This window comes from Streptomyces sp. SD15, from assembly GCF_054462255.1.
The window spans coordinates 24,417-40,446 of the sequence record NZ_JBTLMO010000003.1; the positions used below are offsets into that span (position 1 = coordinate 24,417).

Annotated in this window: 9 protein-coding genes and 4 pseudogenes; 10 read left to right on the top strand and 3 right to left on the bottom strand. The window is 69.2% G+C overall.

The window, feature by feature from the left end; genetic code table 11:
* Nucleotides 1-261: 261 nt before the first annotated feature.
* Together ACX28W_RS03645 and ACX28W_RS03650 are read left to right on the top strand one after the other, a co-directional pair.
* A pseudogene (locus ACX28W_RS03645) lies at nt 262-619 on the top strand (helix-turn-helix domain-containing protein); the annotation flags it as partial.
* Nucleotides 620-624: 5 nt separating this feature from the next.
* Nucleotides 625-1,251 (top strand): glyoxalase, encoded by a 627-nt coding sequence (locus ACX28W_RS03650; protein WP_458997289.1) that lies wholly within the window; start codon nt 625-627, stop codon nt 1,249-1,251.
* A 574-nt stretch (nt 1,252-1,825) separates the two neighbouring features.
* On the opposite strand, the pseudogene ACX28W_RS03655 reads toward ACX28W_RS03650, so the two are convergent.
* A pseudogene (locus ACX28W_RS03655) lies at nt 1,826-2,374 on the bottom strand (YciI family protein); the annotation flags it as partial.
* A gap of 1,064 nt (nt 2,375-3,438) precedes the next feature.
* On the opposite strand from ACX28W_RS03655, the gene ACX28W_RS03660 reads away from it, so the two are divergent.
* From ACX28W_RS03660 to ACX28W_RS03680, 5 genes and pseudogenes are all read left to right on the top strand, one after another.
* The gene (locus ACX28W_RS03660; protein WP_458997290.1) at nt 3,439-3,594 is read left to right on the top strand and encodes a hypothetical protein; all 156 of its coding nucleotides are present in this window, start codon (nt 3,439-3,441) and stop codon (nt 3,592-3,594) included.
* A gap of 76 nt (nt 3,595-3,670) precedes the next feature.
* Entirely contained in the window at nt 3,671-4,000 is a 330-nt protein-coding gene (locus tag ACX28W_RS03665) for an antibiotic biosynthesis monooxygenase family protein (RefSeq protein ID WP_458997291.1), read from the top strand.
* Between the two features lie 143 nt (nt 4,001-4,143).
* Nucleotides 4,144-4,746, top strand: a pseudogene (locus ACX28W_RS03670) (transposase); the annotation flags it as partial.
* A 105-nt stretch (nt 4,747-4,851) separates the two neighbouring features.
* On the top strand, nt 4,852-5,046 hold the full coding sequence (locus tag ACX28W_RS03675; protein ID WP_458997292.1) for a hypothetical protein: 195 nt from the start codon (nt 4,852-4,854) through the stop codon (nt 5,044-5,046).
* A gap of 348 nt (nt 5,047-5,394) precedes the next feature.
* Nucleotides 5,395-6,351, top strand: a complete 957-nt coding sequence (locus tag ACX28W_RS03680; RefSeq protein ID WP_458997293.1) for an alpha/beta hydrolase — start codon at nt 5,395-5,397, stop codon at nt 6,349-6,351.
* Between the two features lie 134 nt (nt 6,352-6,485).
* Here the strand turns inward: ACX28W_RS03680 and ACX28W_RS03685 are convergent, their stop codons facing one another.
* Together ACX28W_RS03685 and kstD are read right to left on the bottom strand one after the other, a co-directional pair.
* Nucleotides 6,486-6,875, bottom strand: a complete 390-nt coding sequence (locus ACX28W_RS03685; RefSeq protein ID WP_458997294.1) for a 4'-phosphopantetheinyl transferase family protein — start codon at nt 6,873-6,875, stop codon at nt 6,486-6,488.
* Between the two features lie 81 nt (nt 6,876-6,956).
* On the bottom strand, nt 6,957-8,759 hold the full coding sequence (gene kstD / locus ACX28W_RS03690; RefSeq protein WP_458997295.1) for a 3-oxosteroid 1-dehydrogenase: 1,803 nt from the start codon (nt 8,757-8,759) through the stop codon (nt 6,957-6,959).
* Nucleotides 8,760-9,074: 315 nt separating this feature from the next.
* Here kstD and ACX28W_RS03695 point away from each other — a divergent pair, with 315 nt between their 5' ends.
* From ACX28W_RS03695 to ACX28W_RS03705, 3 genes and pseudogenes are all read left to right on the top strand, one after another.
* On the top strand, nt 9,075-9,950 hold the full coding sequence (locus ACX28W_RS03695; protein WP_458997521.1) for a carbohydrate kinase family protein: 876 nt from the start codon (nt 9,075-9,077) through the stop codon (nt 9,948-9,950).
* 316 nt (nt 9,951-10,266) lie between these two features.
* A complete protein-coding gene (locus tag ACX28W_RS03700; protein ID WP_458997296.1) occupies nt 10,267-12,171 on the top strand; it encodes an AMP-dependent synthetase/ligase in 1,905 nt (634 codons plus the stop codon).
* Nucleotides 12,172-13,026: 855 nt separating this feature from the next.
* A pseudogene (locus ACX28W_RS03705) lies at nt 13,027-16,022 on the top strand (glycosyl hydrolase).
* The last annotated feature ends 8 nt before the right edge of the window (nt 16,023-16,030 follow it).

The following is a 16,030-nucleotide window of genomic DNA, read 5'->3' on the forward strand; positions in this document are numbered from 1 at the left end:
GGTGTTTCCATCGGTCAGCGCTCTCGGATTCGCCACCACCACCAGCGGCCCGCGGTCCACTCGCCCGCCGGGCCAGGGTCCGGCAGAGTGCGACGCTCGAACTCGGTGTCTATTCGCTGCACGAGTCGGCCCAGGTCATGCCGGGCACCGCGAGGCAGGTGACGCATGGCTTCTTGCAAGGTGTCGCGTAGTACGGGGGCGGGCAACCGGATCGAGCCGAGGCCGGTCCGCAGCGGGCGGAGATAGCGACGCACCGCTTGGGGGTGCGACGTCGAGGCACTCGCCCACGGCGTGAACATGTCCGCCGGGCACCTCAGCCGCCAGTTCCGGCAGGCCTACGGCAAGTCGCCGTACGCGTACCTGATGACGCGTCGCATCGAGCGCGCGACGGCGATGCTGCGTCGTGGCGACCTCAGCGTCACCGAGGTCTGCTTCGCGGTCGGCTGCTCAGCTGGGCACCTTCAGCACCCGCTTCACCGAGCTGGTCGGCATGCCGCCCAGCGCCTGCCGGCGCCGCGCAACGGGCGCTGCGGCGGGGATGCCGCCGTGTGTGGCGAAGCAGGTGACAAGACCGGTCAGGAATGAAGAAGCGCCGGTCGCCGAGCCGCAACTAGCGTGATGGTCATGGCATCCATCGAATCCGTCACCCTCGACGTGGCCGACCCCACGGCCGCCAACCGCTTCTACACCGCCGCCTTCGATTTGGACACGCAGATACGCCTGCGGGCCTCGCAGGCACCCACAACCGGCTTCCGTGGGTTCACGCTGTCGCTCACGGTGTCCCAGCCGGCCACCGTCAACAGCCTCATCGACGCCGCCCTCGACGCCGGCGCCACGCCGCTGAAGCCTGCCGCGAAGTCGCTCTGGGGCTACGGCGGTGTCGTACAAGCCCCGGACGGGACGATCTGGAAGGTCGCGACCTCGGCGAAGAAGGACACCGGCCCTGCCACCAGGCAGATCGACGAGATCGTGCTCCTGCTGGGAGTCGCGGACGTGACCGCGAGCAAGCGGTTCTACGTCGACCAAGGCCTTGCCGTGGCGAAGAGCTTCGGCCGGATGTACGTCGAGTTCGCTGCTGGGGCGAGTCCCGTCAAGCTGGCGCTGTACAGGCGCCGTGCCCTTGCCAAGGACGCCGGAGTCTCTCCCGACGGCACCGGATCGCACCGGCTCATGATCGGTGGCGATGCCGGGCCTTTCACCGACCCGGACGGGTTTGCATGGGAGGCCGCATCGCCGGCGCTCACGCCCTGATGTGTCACTGCTGCCTGCACTGCCTGGTCGCCGATCACGAGAAAGCCGCCGGGCTTGGGGCTGTGCCGGGTGCCGACCTGATGCGCCCGCCACGGCCGACCGCCATCGTCACTCGGACCGAGCGCACCGCGCGCCTCGCCGGCCATGGGGTTCGAGTACTGTCGCCGCCGAGTGGATCGTGACCAGCGCCAGCAGCTCGGGAGGTACCTCGTCGCCTGCCGGCCGCGGGGCGGGTGGGACGTACGGGTCGCCGGTGCGGGCGGCAGGGCGTCGCGGACCCGTTGCAGGCCCGCGGATGCTGCGGGAGAGACCTCCCACCGGCCGGAGCTTCGACTGATAGCTCACACACAAGGTGACCTGGGCTACTGACACCTGCATGTCCGTTCGCCGTAGCTGTACGAGAACAGAGCCACGGTCCCCGTGGGTTCAGGGAAAACGAAGGTCCTTCAGCGCGAACCCATGGGTCCACCGGTGTACGTCAGGCCGATGGATCCGCGGGTTCGGGTGAAACACCAGGATGCTGAGCGGTCCGAAGGGCTTCGGCGGTGGCGTCGGCCTGGACGTCCTCGGGTGATGACGGCCGCCCGCCGAACTGCCAGTTGTGCACCTCAATGTCGGCGTACCGGTCCGGGGTCAGGATGGCGCGTGCCGTGGCCGGGTCCGGCGCCCGGAGCAACGCCGCCGTGCCCAGCCAGGTGGCGCCGTTGTCGGACAGCAGCGGCCCGTAGGCGATCAGCTCGTCCCGGTCGGGCGGCACCGCGAGGTCGGCGGCATGCCCCGCGCCGAGGCCGAGCACCAGGTATCGGGTGCCACCGGTCCGGCCGCCGGGGAAGTCCCACATGGTGCGCCCCAACGTGTTGCGCCACCGTCGCAGCAGCACGTCCCGGTAGATGCCGGCCTGGTAGTTCGGCTCGTCGAAGGCGAACGCGCGGGCAGCGGCGGGATCGGGCAGGTCGACGATGTGCATGCTGCCGGTGGGTGTGTCGCCGTCGTCGGCGAGGGTCGGGCCCCGGGCGATCATCCCCTTCGCGTACCGGTCCATATAGGACCAATGCTCTTCCAGCAGCTCGTCGCGCAGCGCTACGGAGCCGGGCCGGTCACGGTGGTAGCAGAGGAACTCCATGCCCAAGGATCTCTTCAAGGAGGTAACCAGGTCGAGCGGGTTTCACTGCGATGGCTGCTCGGCAGCCTCATCGAGAAACACGCGCGCCGACTCCGCGTAGCGGATGGCCGTCTTCTCGTCGATACCGAAGACGAGGGCGAGGTGCAGTGGGTCGGCGCCATGGGTGCGGGCCTCTTCGAGCCGGCGGTCGAACGCCCGTTGCCCCTCTCCTTGAACCCCAGGAACGAACGCGGCCGGTGAACACGACGCCGTCCACAGTTTCTGTCGCCTTCAACTTCCCACTCGTCAGCGCCGGGGTGCAAACCCCGGTCGGCGGTTCTGCTACAGGGCACGAGTGGATCGCAAGAGGTTACGGGTCCTCCCAGACACGACTCCGCTGGGACTTTCGCAGCACCAAGACCTATCCGCTCGTCGACGATCACCCACTGAGGGCCTTGATCGAGGGCGATCCAGAACACGCGCACCGCGGGGAGATCCTCTTCTCAGCCGAGTTCAAGCACCCCCTCATCGGCCTCCGCAGATACCAGGCGAGGCTTCCCCCTGCGGTGATCCCGGTGATTCGTAGCCGGCCCCGTACTGCGTCCTCTGCTGCCTGCGGCTTCAAGGAGCCCACAGCCGGTCTGATCGCTCTGTAACACCCGTTGGGCCAAGCCCTCGGCCGGGCAAACACGGCAAGGAGCCGTATCAGGATGCCCCTGCCACGGACCCCAACTCAATCCCGGTCGTCACGGAGGGCGACCGCGCCACACAAGTTGAACCAGAACCCAAAATCGTGAACAAAGCCAAGCCAGGACATCTACTGCCGCCCGGGACTCTCATGGCCGTGCAGCGCGGCGAAATCGGCGCAATCTACACTTTCGCCCTGCAGGGACCGGACGGCCCGCAGCACCTGCGCCTGGACGAGATCCCTCTGCCCGCAACCACTCCACCCCGTACCCGCGTCCCTCACCGGCGGAAGTCACCGGACCTACCCGCTCCTGAACCGCACAAACGAGCCCGCACTGACTCGCCGGTCCGACACCGACGACCAAGCCGCGCCGCTGCTCCAGGCCGCTGTCGCCCTCATGTACGCGGAGACCGAACTCCCGATCAGCCTCGGCTACCGCGTGCGCTCGGAGGGGCAGCAGCCCTATCCGCCCTTCCTCTGCCTGGACATCACCGACCTCGGCCCGTACGCCGCCGGCACGCCCTTGCCGGCGGCATTCACGGCGCTCACGTGACCGGGCGGTGCCCAGCGGAGACACACCTGTACGGGCCGCTCCTTGTCTGCCGACCGCCGTGCGGCAGGATGGGGCCATGAGCGTCGTCAAAATCAACGTACTGACCGTCCCCACCGAGCAGCGGGAGACGCTGGAGAAGCGCTTCGCCTCCCGTGCCCATGCCGTGGAGAACTCCGACGGATTCGAGTGGTTCGAACTCCTCCGCCCCGTCGAAGGCACCGACAACTACCTCGTCTACACGCGGTGGCGTGACGAGGAGTCCTTCCAAGCCTGGATGGAGGGCCCCATGAAGGCGGCCCACCAGGGCGGTGGCGCGGAGAGCAGTGAGCGCCCCAAGCCGGCAGCGAGCGGGTCCACACTGTGGTCCTTCGAGGTCGTGCAGCAGGCGGCACCGCCAAGCGCGTAGACACTTCGTCGCGGGCGCCCCCGTGCCAGTACGGAACCGCACCGGCACGGTCACCTGCCCCTGACGCACACGCACTCCGTGTTTGTCCGGCCGTCGCACAATGATCCGCCTGGGCGACGGTGGCCAACGCGGATGCGGCATGGTGGGCCGACCCGCTGCACTACTGCCGTCGGCGCGGCATGCGCGGTCCGGCGCCGGTTGTCGGGGGACGGCGCGACGGGCCTGGGGAAGGCCCTCGCGGACGTGCTCCCCGATGCCCGGCATCAAGGGTGCTGGGTTCACAAAACCCGGAATGTCGCGAACGCCCTGTCGGCGTCCGCACGGCCGGGCGCGAAAGAAGGCCCTGCAGGAGATCAACCACGCCGAGGACCGCACCCACGCCAAGAAGGCCGTCAAGGCGTTCGAGAAGGCGTACGGCGCGAAATGGCCGAAGACCGTGAAGAAGATCACCGACGAGGTCGACGAGCCGCTGGCGTTCTACGACTTCCCCGCCGAGCACTTGATCCACCTGCGGACCACCAACCCCATCGAGTCGACCTTCTCCACGGTGAACCTCCGTACGAAGGTCACCCGCGGCGCGGGCAGCCCGGCCGCCGCCCTGGCGATGGTGTTCAAGCTTGTCGAGTCTGCCCGGCCCCGCTGGCGCGCTGTGACCACACCCCACCTCGTCGCCCTCGCCGGAGGCCGGCGCCCGCTTCGAGAACGGTCACCTCGTCGAACGCCCCGAGGAACCCGTCGCAGCGTGACACACCTCAACCGACCTACAACTCTTGACAGTTGCTCGTCCATCCATACTCCGGTCCCAGATCCAGACCACCCGCTTGCTCCCTCGCGACGGACAGGTCTGGCATGTGATCGCCGCCTCTGAGAACGCCTTCCTCACCACCGCCGCGGCTGCGGCGGGAGCGTCCCACCACGGGAAGGTCTTCCAGCACGGCTCGCCGAACTTCTCTTCCCAGTGCGGTACGGGTCTGGCGGGCCAGATCTGCGCGAGCTGCTGGGCGGCGCGTTCGGTGATCGGGTCCCATCCCATCCCGCCCCGCTGATGCTGATCATGGAAGAGGTCCGTTCGGGCGGATTGCACAGCCCGCAGCGCTTCCGTGTATTTCTCGCCCGTGCCGGCCTGGCGCGAGCAGTCCATCTGCGCGTCGGTGGACTGCGCGACTTGCCCGCCGCGGATCGTACAGCGGACCCGCCACCAGCACAGCCCCGTGGCGTGCGCGGCGACACAGAGTGTGTCGGAGGTATGTCGAACGGACACCACGCCCCCTCGCAGGGGGCGGCGACTGCGGCGCCAAGCGGGTGACATGGCCGCTGCACTTCCCGGCTCGGCAGAGTTTTCCCTGATGAGATACCAACCAATCTCCGAATAACCCCCCGAAAGGACTCGACTCGTGGCTAAGCACGTCCTTGAGCCGGAGGCCCAGGAACTCGCGGAAGCAACTGCGAGCCCGCCCTTCCTCTACGAACTCGGTCCCGAGGGCGCCCGCAAGGTGCTCGATGACATCCAGGCCGCCCCCATCGAGAAAGTCCCGGTCGGCGAGGACAAGTGGATCACGGTCCCGGCTCAGGTCGGGGACGTTCGGGTCCGCTTGATCAAGCCCGTAGGCGCCACCGGGCCCCTGCCCGTGATCCTCTACATCCACGGCGGCGGGTGGATCCTCGGCAACGCCGACACGCACGACAGGCTCATTCGTGAACTGGCCGACGGCGCCCAGGCGGCCGTCGCGTTCGTCGAGTACGACCGCTCACCGGAGGCTCAGTACCCCGTCGCCATCGAGCAGGCGTACGCGACCGCGCAGTGGATCATCAAGAACGGGTCGAGTGAGAGTCTCGACGCCAGCCGCATGGCGATCGCAGGCGACTCCGTCGGCGGCAACATGGCCGCCGCGGTCGCGATCATGGCCAAGCAGCGCGGGGACGTGGACTTCGTGCACCAGTCGCTCTACTACCCGGTCACCGACGCCGGTCAGGACACCGAGAGTTATCGGGAGTTCGCCGACGGCCCGTTCCTCACCGCCCCGGGGATGGCCTGGTTCTGGGACGCGTATATTCCGAGTTCTCCCGAGAAGCGAAACGAGATCACGGCGTCGCCGCTGCGCGCCACCCTCGAAGACCTCGCAGGACTCCCCCCGGCCTTCGTGATCGTCGACGAAAACGACGTCCTCCGCGACGAGGGCGAGGCCTACGCTGCCAAGCTCACCCAGGCCGGCGTCCCGACCACGAGTGTTCGCTACAACGGCATCATCCACGACTTCATGATGCTCAACCCGGTCCGCTCCACCAAGGCCACAACGGCAGCCATCGAACAAGCCATCCATGTCCTGCGAAAAGCACTCGGCACCCTCTAACCCATGCCCTCGGCCAAGAACTGCCGAGGGAGGAGCCGACACCTTCTCAGTAGGGCCTCGGTCCGTGCCAAGCATCCGAAGCCCCGGCGGGGGACGACACTCAGCACGCCCCTTTCGTACAGCGATGTGGCTCGCTACCGTACGGCAGTTGTGCTGGAGCCGTGACCTGCCTCAGCCACGGGACAGGCATGTTCGGGGCAGCTTGATGCGGGCGCCAGCAGCTCGAAGGACATCACGCGGGCGACCGGCTCCGCGTCCACCCCGACCGGCCCGGTACGGCTGACGCCCACCACGATCAGCTCGTCGGTGTGAGCGAGGCTCACCTCCACCTCGCCCAGCCACGGCCCGTCGGCAGACCGGTAGGCGAGGTCGAGCGTCTGCGTGGGGACCTGCAGGGCGGCCGCCGCGGTGTGCTTGAGGACGGCCCGCGAGACGGCGAACCGCAGCCGCCCGGACGCCCCGGCCAGCTGCCGGTAACGCGGCCGGTCGCGGCCCAGCGCCCGCAACCCGGGATCCAACAGCACCGCCGCCAGCCACCGGCCCGGCCCACCACCGCCGCCACCCCCACCGTGCGCCCGTACAGCACACCGAGGGCGTCGAGTTCTTCAGACCCCCGCACCGGCCGCGATGTCCAGGGCCGCGATATAGCCGAAGGTCATCGCGGGACCGATCGTCGAACCCGCGCCCGCGTAGCTGTGGCCCATGACTGCCGCACTGGCGTTTCCGGCGGCGTACAGGCTCGGGATGACGGATCCGTCCGGCCGCAGCACGCGCGCCCGGGCGTCCGTGCGCAAGCCGCCCTTGGTACCCAGATCGCCCGGGACGATCTTGAAGGCGTAGAAGGGAGCGAGCCACAGGGGGGCCAGGCAGGAGTTGGGGAGGATGGCGGGGTCGGTGTAGTAGTGGTCGTACGCGCTGTCGCCGCGGTGGAAGTCGGTGTCGCGGCCGTTCTGGGCGAGGGCGTTGAAGCGGTTGACGGTGGAGCGCAGGGCGGGCGCGGGTATGCCGATCTGTGCGGCGAGGGCGTCAAGGGTCCATGCCTTGTGGGCGGCGCCGGACGTGTACCACGCGTCCGGGAAGGTGAAAGTCGGCAGCACGTCCTTGAAGAGGTAGCGGTTGCGGTAGTTCTGGTCGACAATCAGCCAGGCCGGGATGTCCGGGGCGGTCGCGTCACGTTCGTACATGATGTGCACGACATCGCTGTAGGGGGCCGCTTCGTTGACGAAGCGCGCGCCGGCGGCGTTGACGAGGAGTCCGCCGGGCAGGGTGCGTTCGGCGAGGCAGAAATACGGCTGGCCGGGCAGCGGGATCGCGGGCCCCCACCAGGCATCGTCCATCAGATCGAGCGCGGCACCGGCCCGTTGGCCCGCCCGGATGCCGTCGCCGGTGTTCTCCTTGGCTCCGACCGTCCACTCGGTGCCGATGGGCTGCTGCTGGTACTGGGCACGCATGGCCGCGTTGTGCTCGAAGCCGCCGGAGCCGACGATCACCCCGTGCCGGGCCCTGATCAGGCCCGGTGTGCCGTTCTTGGCGACCACCACTCCCTTGGCGGTTCCGTTCTCCAAGTACAGGTCGGACAGCGGGGTGTTCAGCCACACCGGCACCTGGGCCGCGAGCAGTCCGGCGCGCAGGCCGGCCGCCAGCGACTGACCCATGGTGAGAGGCTTCTGGCCGAGGAGTGCCGCCTTGGTGCCGCGGGCCAGGCACTCGGCGGCCACGGCGGCGCCCTTCACACTGACCGCGGAGAGCGTGAGCCACTTGTAGTCGGCGCTGAAGACGACCATGCCGCTCGGGACGGTCATGTACGACGGGTTCAGATGGGCCAGTTCGGCGCCAAGGATCTTTCCGTCGAGCTGGTCGGGCTCGATGGAGCGGCCACCCGGCAGTCCGCCGGGCAGCTCGGGGTAGTAGTCGCTGTAGCCCTCCATCCAGCGGAAGCGGAGCGGGCTGTTGGCCATGACGAAGGAGATCATGTCGGGCCCGCGGCCGAGGAAGGCCTGCCGGCGTTCGACGGAGACGTCGGGGCCGACCACTGCCGCGAGGTAAGTGGCTGCCTTCGCCGGGGTGTCCGGCACCCCCGCGGCAAGGATCACCGGATTGTTCGGGATCCAGATGCCCGCGCCGGAGCGCGCCGCCGAGCCCCCGAACGTGGCCGCCTTCTCCACGACCACGCAGGTCAGACCCCGCTTCGCGGCCGTAAGAGCAGCGGTCATCCCCGCCGCTCCGGAACCGATCACGACGACGTCGTACGTGCCGAGCAGCGGCAGGTCGGCCGCGTCCGCGACAGCGGGGAGCCCGGCCGCGAGCGCGAGCCCGGCTCCCGTTGCCGCGCCGAGCACCCGGCGCCGTGACGGGCCGGGCTCGAAAGAGGAATCGTTGCGTCTCGCAGGGTCCGCGCTTGTGGACATGGCAGGGCGCTCCAACGGGCGAAGGAATGGGAGAGCGTGCTGTACCCCGGGAGGCGACGGAGACAACGAGCCTGCGGCGTCCCAGTTCTGATGCAGAGTCAGGAATGTCGCGCTTGGGTCTTGTGAAGTCAAGGGTTGAGCCACGCAGTTGGCAGCCGGTTTCCGTCGCGGCCACGACGAGTCACCGCGAGGTGATGCGACTCCCCCGCACACTGCGGGGCCACACCTCATACTGAGGTAGGCGGGGAAAGAGAGGCAGATGGATCAGTGATCCAACAACACGCGGAATACGACCAGTCCGAGGAATACGACGTCCTGGTGGTCGGAGGCAGTGGCGTGGACACCATCGTCCGCGTCGACTCCCTGCCGGTCCCACTCGCCGACTCGGTTCTTGTCGGCCCGATCGAGGAGTGGCCCGGTCACACCGGAGGGAACGTCGCCCTCGGCACCCGGGCGCTGGGCCTCACGGTCGCCCTGCTCGACTGCATCGGTGACGACTGGATCGGCGCGCAGGTGCGCGAGCGCATGGCCAAGGGGAATGTGGAGTTCGTCCCGCTGATCTCCCCCGCCGGAACGCGCCGCGCGGTGAATCTGGTGGACGCGTCCGGCCGTCGGATGTCCTTCTACGACAGCCGCGATCCGGCGGATCTACGGATGCCCCGGGATTTCTATCTGCCCCGGTTGCGACGCGCCCGCCACATCCACCTCTCCATCATGAACTTCGGGCGATTCCTCTACGACGACATCGAGGACCTCGGCGTACCCGTTTCCACCGATCTGCACGACTGGGACGGACTGGCCGACCATCACCGCGAGTTCGCCCTCCGCTCCGACCTCGTCTTCCTCAGCGCGGCGGGAGCCGGAGAAGGCACGCCCACACTGATGCGGAAGATCCTCCAGGAAGGGCGCGCGCAGACCGTGGTCGCCACGGCGGGCGCGGACGGCTCCTACGTCCTCACCCGCGACGGCGGCTCCACCCCGCAGCACATCCCGGCGGCCGTCCCACCCGCTCCGGTGGTCGACTCCAACGGCGCGGGCGATGCCTTCGTCTGCGGCTTCCTGTACGGCAGGCTCACCGGGCGGGACATACGGGAGTGCGCCCGGCTGGGAGCGATCGCGGGCGCCTACGCGTGTACGGCCCCGGGCTCGACCGCCCTCATCACCTCGGATGCGCTCCTGTCCCCTCCGTGATCTGGGGGTGCTCTCGCGGGTGCCGTCGGGCTGCGGCAGCGTCGGCGGCATCCGCTCCGGCGGGAGGTGCCGGCTGCGGTACGCGTGCCGGCGCCTGCTCCACCTCATGGACCACCGCCTGCTCGGGACGGAGGCAGGTACGGCGGCGCGGACGGACTCGCGCATGTTCCGGAGGAGGCGCGCCAACCGTAACCGCATCGGTAGGCGAACGGCTCCATGAATCCATCACGATTGTCATCGGACTGGGCTAGATTCGGGAATCCTCAGCACTGGCGCCTCTCGGTGAGGGCACGTTGAGGAGAATTCTGGAGCGGCGATGCACGCGTTCGAACTGCCACCCTCGGATACGACAGTGATGCAGGGGGGCCTCGCCGACAGTCTTCTGGGAACGGCACGCCGCGAGCCGGACCTTCCACAGGTCGCCCGCCGTCTCGACGGTTCTCCCGATCCCTGGACACCGATCACCGCGGCCGAGCTGTGGGGCGAAGTGGTCGACGTGGCCAGGGGATTGGTCGCGTCCGGCATCTGCCCAGGGAACCGGGTGGCCATCATGGCGCGTACACGCTACGAGTGGACCGTGCTCAGCTACGCGCTGTGGACGGTGGGCGCCGAGGTCGTTCCGATCTACCCGACGTCGTCGCACGACCAGGTCGCGTGGATCCTCCAGGACGCGGGCTGCGTAGCCGTGGTCGTCGACGACGAGCCGGGTGTCATGACAGTGGCCTCGGCGTGCGCGTCACTGCCGTCACTGCGCCACGTCTGGCAGTTGGACACCGGCGCCCTGACACGGCTGGTCGAGCGTGGCCGGGTGATCCCTCCGACGACGGTCGACTCGCTCCGCCGTATCGTGCTGCCCGACTCGACCGCTGTCATCGCCTACACGTCCGGCACGACGGGGCGCCCCAAGGGCTGCGCCCTGACCCACCGCAGCCTGGCCAGCCCCTGCGACGCACTCCTCGCGGGCTGGAGACACACGGCCGCTCCCCCCGGTGAGCAGCCCGCCATCCTCGCCTTCCTGCCCTTCTCCCATGTGTACGGCCTCTTGATCCAGGGGCTCTGCCTGCGGGGCGGCATGCTGCTGGGACATGAGCCCGATCTGAGCGAGGAGGCACTGTCCGCGGCCCTCCTCTCCTTCCGTCCCACCTATCTCTACGCTGTGCCGTTCGTCTTCGAGAAGATCTACAAAAGCTTCCTGCGTTCCGCGCAGCGGACGGGCCGCGGCGCCCTGTTCGAGCGCGCTGTCCAGACAGCGAAGGACTTCGCCACGGCGGCCGAACGCCACCGGCTGGGCACCGGCCCCGGCCCCGGCTTCGACCTGCGACTGCAGCACGCCCTCTACGAGAAGACCGTCTACCGCAAGCTGCGCGCCTCCTTGGGCGGAAGGGTGTGCGGCGCGGTGTCGGGTGGCTCCCCGCTCAACCGTGAACTGGCCCTCTTCTACACGGGAATCGGGATCCCCCTCCACGACGGCTACGGGCTCACGGAGACCAGCGGCGGAATCACGATGCAGCCCTTGGGGCGTGAGAAGCTCGGCACCGTCGGCCGCGCCCTGCCCGGCACGGACATCCGGGTGGCCGACGACGGAGAGATTCTGGTGTGGGGCCCCTCGCTGTTCCAGGGGTACATCAACAACGCCCCGGCCACGTACGCGTCGTTCGAGGACGGGTGGCTGGCGACGGGCGACATCGGCCGCCTCGACGCCGAGGGGTATCTGACCATCACCGGTCGCAAGAAGGACATCATCATCACGAGCGGCGGCAAGAGCGTGGCTCCCGCGGCCCTCGAAGAGCGCCTGCGCGTCCATCCGTTAATCCATCAAGCCGTGATCGTGGGCGACAACCGGCCATGCGTGGGTGCCCTGATCACCCTCGATCCCGACTTCCTCGCGCACTGGCGCGGAGCCTTGTCCAAGGGCGACGCAGCGGCACGGGACGCGCGGGAGGAGAACGAACTGCGGGAGGAGGTCAGACGCGCCGTGGCCGCGGCCAACAGCACCGTGTCCCGATCGGAGTCCATCCGGGTGTTCCGTGTACTCCCGGAATCCTTCGCCCTGACAAACGGCCTTCTGACCCCCTCGCTGAAGCTGCGCCGGGACGCCATTGCGCAACGCTTCGCCGCCGAGATCGACGCGATGTATCAGACGTCCTCGAGGCTCCCTCGAGAGTACGCATCGCCGAGTGACCTCTCGCTCTGGGACGATTCGGACAACGTATTCCGGTAAGGGGAATCGCGATTCCCGTGCGGGGCACCGCGACCACACCCTCCCATAGTGGGCAAGTAGCCAAGGGGCGGTCGCGGGCCGTGTTGCCATCACGTAAAGCCCCGGGTGATCCACTGCGCCCGACAGCGGGCACACAGCCGGGCGGCTGACGGACTTTCGGCCGGCACTCGGACGACGGCCGGTGACTTCGCACCGGCCGTCACCTTCGAGAACTCCGCGGCGGAGATCCTCACGCTGCCGTTCGCCTGGACCATCGGTCTCGTGAAGGACTTCGCCCGGGACACCGGAACGCAGTTGCACGCGACCTACACCGTCGACGCCTCAGCGATCCCGCCAACGGCGTCCGGAAGCTCCGCGTCACGGACAACACCCCCGACATCTTCACCGTCACCCCCGGCCACCTCGACAGCCGGAGCCTGACTCTCTGCCCCTTCTCCCCTTCTTCTCCGGCGCGGGACGTACGTGCGCCCGGCGAGCAACCGCAGCGGCGTGACACGGCTTCCGGCCCTCGGCATCCTGGTGGTGTTCATGGGACCACACTGCTTCCAGGGTGTCGCGGCAGCCAGATCCCTCCTGTGGGCAGGACCGCGGATCCTGGTATGGACGCAACCAGGTTCCGCAGGTCGAGGTCCAGGACGACAAGGTCCAGCAGTGTCCCTCCGTCAGTAGTGAGCGGCGTATGAGTTCCGCACGCGAAACTCCCACTCGTGCACGGATCTTGACGTTGTCGGATCGCGAGCCTTAGCTTCCCCAGGGATTAAAACGATTCAAAACACGGGCCCCAACAGGGTCCTCTTTGCGTTGCCCACCGGCGTCCTCCAAGAGACCCGGCCGCCGAGAGAGTGGAGAAGACTCATGAGTGACCACACGTCGGCCGGCCGTACGGCACTCCGCCGCCGCACTCTTTTCGGAGCCGCCGTCGCCACCGCGGCCGCAGGCGCGCTCGACTGGAGCCTGCCCACGTCACCAGCGGCGGCTTCCTCCGACGCGCCGTTGTCGTTCGCCGAGCCCGGTCGCGCGGTGCGGCCGAAGTTCCGCTGGTGGTGGCCCGACGGCCTGGTGCGCCCCGAGGAGATCAGACGGGAGATCGACCAGATCGCCGACGCCGGCTTCGGCGGGGCGGAGATCGCCGCCGTGCATCACAGCGTCACGGACCCCTCGGTACTGGACACCGCACGCCATGGCTGGGGCAGTGCCGCCTGGGTGGCCGGGGTGGAGGCGGCGCTCGGCCAGGCCGCCCGGCGCGGCCTCACCATCGATCTGACCATCGGCCCCAGCTGGCCCGCGGCGGTCCCCGGCATCACCCCCGACAGCGAAGCCGCCGTCAAGGAACTCGCCTACGGATCGGTCACCTTGGCCGCGGGCGCCGCCTACTCGGGTCCCGTGCCCGCACCCGTCCACGCCGCGGCGTCCGGAGTGACCCGGCAGCGATTGCTGCTGGTACAGGCGGCACGGGTGAACACCGCGAACTCCACCCGCAAGGAGACGGGTCTCGACCTGGACTCGGTCCTCGACCTCACCAACGACGTCGCCGACTCCACCCTCACCTGGACCGCGCCCGACGACGGCAGTTGGGTGATCGTCTCGTACTGGGTGCGCGGCTCCGGACAGACCCCGGAGGGCGGCCCGCACACCGCCCCAGCCGCCTATGTGGTCGACCACTTCAGTGCGGCCGGCACGCGCGCGGTGACCGACTTCTGGGAAGCCCACATCCTCTCCCCCACTGTCCGCCGGTTGCTGAAAGTGTCCGGCGGAGCGCTGTTCGAGGACTCCATCGAGCTGGAGACCGACGCGCTGCAGTGGACACCCGGTCTGCCGGCGGCTTTCCTCGCGCACACCGGCCGCTCCCTGCTGCCGCTGCTGCCCGCCGTGATCCTCGGCAACGGCAACCAGGTCTTCGCCTTCGAGGCGGCCGTCACCCGGCAGATCCGGCACGACTTCTGGGAGACCGTCTCCACCCTCTTCAACCGGCACCATGTGACGGCGCTGCGCACCTGGGCCCACTCCCTCGGCCTCCACCTGCGCTCCCAGCCCTACGGTCTGCAGACCGACGCGATCGCCTCGGCCGCGATCCTGGACATCCCCGAGGGCGAATCCCTCGGCTTCAAGAACCTCGACGACTACCGCTGCCTGGCCGGAGGCCGTGACATGGCGGGCCGTACGGTGCTCTCCTGCGAGGCGGGCGCCTACGCCGGCGGAGCGTACAGCACCACCTGGCAGAAGTTCCTGCGCACCATGGGCGGCGCCTACGCCGCCGGGGTCAACCAGACCGTCGTGCACGGCTTCTCGTACGCCGAACTCCCGGGCGTCAACTGGCCTGGATACGCGGCCTTCACCCCGTACAAGGGCACGGTCGGCTACGGCGAGTCGTGGGGACCGAGGCATCCGACCTGGCGGCACGTCCGGGACGTGTCCGGGTATCTGGGCCGGGTGCACCGGGTGTTGCAGACCGGCCGTCCGCGCGCCGATGTGGCGGTCTTCCGGCAGACCGGATACGCCGCCACCGGCATCGGCGCCTCCTGGTTCACCGCGACGGGCATCCCCCTGGGCTGGACCCACCAGTTCCTCAGCGGGCCGCTGCTCGACCTGCCCCCGCCACCGTGCGCCGAGGGCGCCTCGCGCCCGACGGCCCGGCCTACAAGGCCCTGTTCATCGAGGGCGACTTCTTCTACGGCTCCACCGTGACCCTCGCGCTGTCGGATGCCCGAGCCCTGCTGCGGCTCACCCGCGCCGGACTGCCCGTCGTGCTGCTCGGCTCCTGGGACTCCGTCGTGCCGCCTGGCGTCCCGGACAGCGGCGAGACCGATGAACTGCGTGCTGTGGTGGGCGAGTTGCTCGCCCAGCCGCTGGTCCGTCACCGCACCGACAAGGCGGCCGTCCCGACGGCTCTCGCCGACCTCGGTGTGCGGCCGGACGTCCGCTACGCGGCCCCCTCCACCCTGCTCAACGCCCACCGCGTGGCCGACGGCATCGACTACTACTACCTGTGCAACGGCAAGCACGCCGAGACCGTCAAACCCCCGGTGGCCCCGATCGACCACGAGGTCACCCTGCACCGCACCACCGCCGACGGCGTGCCCTACCTCCTCGACCCCTGGACCGGAAAGGCCGAGCGCCTCGCCCGCTACACCGAGCACGGCGACGACATCACCGTGCGGGTGGCGTTGCAGCCCGCGCAGACCCTGATCGTGGCCATCGGCCGCCCCGGCCTCTTCGGCGACCACCACCGCGGCCGGAGGCACGCCGTCAGCAGCGAGGCGGACGAGGTGCGCCGCACCGACGCCGGACTCACCGTCCGAGCCGCCACGGCAGGCACGTACAGCACCGTCCTCTCCGACGGCCGCACCGTGCGTACGACACTCAAGGCCGTCCCCGAGCCGAGGGAACTGACGTCCTGGCAGCTGCACGTCGAGGACTGGCGGCCTGGCGACACGGCCTACCGCACCACCGTCGTCGCACACGACCTCACCCTCGACGCGCTGCTGCCCTGGTCGCAGATCACCGAACTCGCGGACGTCGCGGGCGTCGGCCGCTACCGCACCACCGTCACCCTGGGCAGCGACTGGAGCGGGAGCCACGGCGCGCTGCTCGAGCTGGGCAGCGTGACCGACACCTGCCGGGTCACCGTGAACGGCCACCGGCTCGATCCGGTCGACCAGATCCACCCGGTGGTGGACCTGGGGGGCCTGCTCGGACGAGGGGCCAACCTCATCGAGGTCGAGGTGGCCACTCCGCCGGCCAACCGGCTGCGGGTCAGTGACCCCGCGGTCTACGGCGGGCAGGCCCGACAGGCGTACGGACTGATCGGGCCGGTGCGGCTGGTGCCGTACGGCGAGGCCCGGGTCGTATGAAGCCCGGG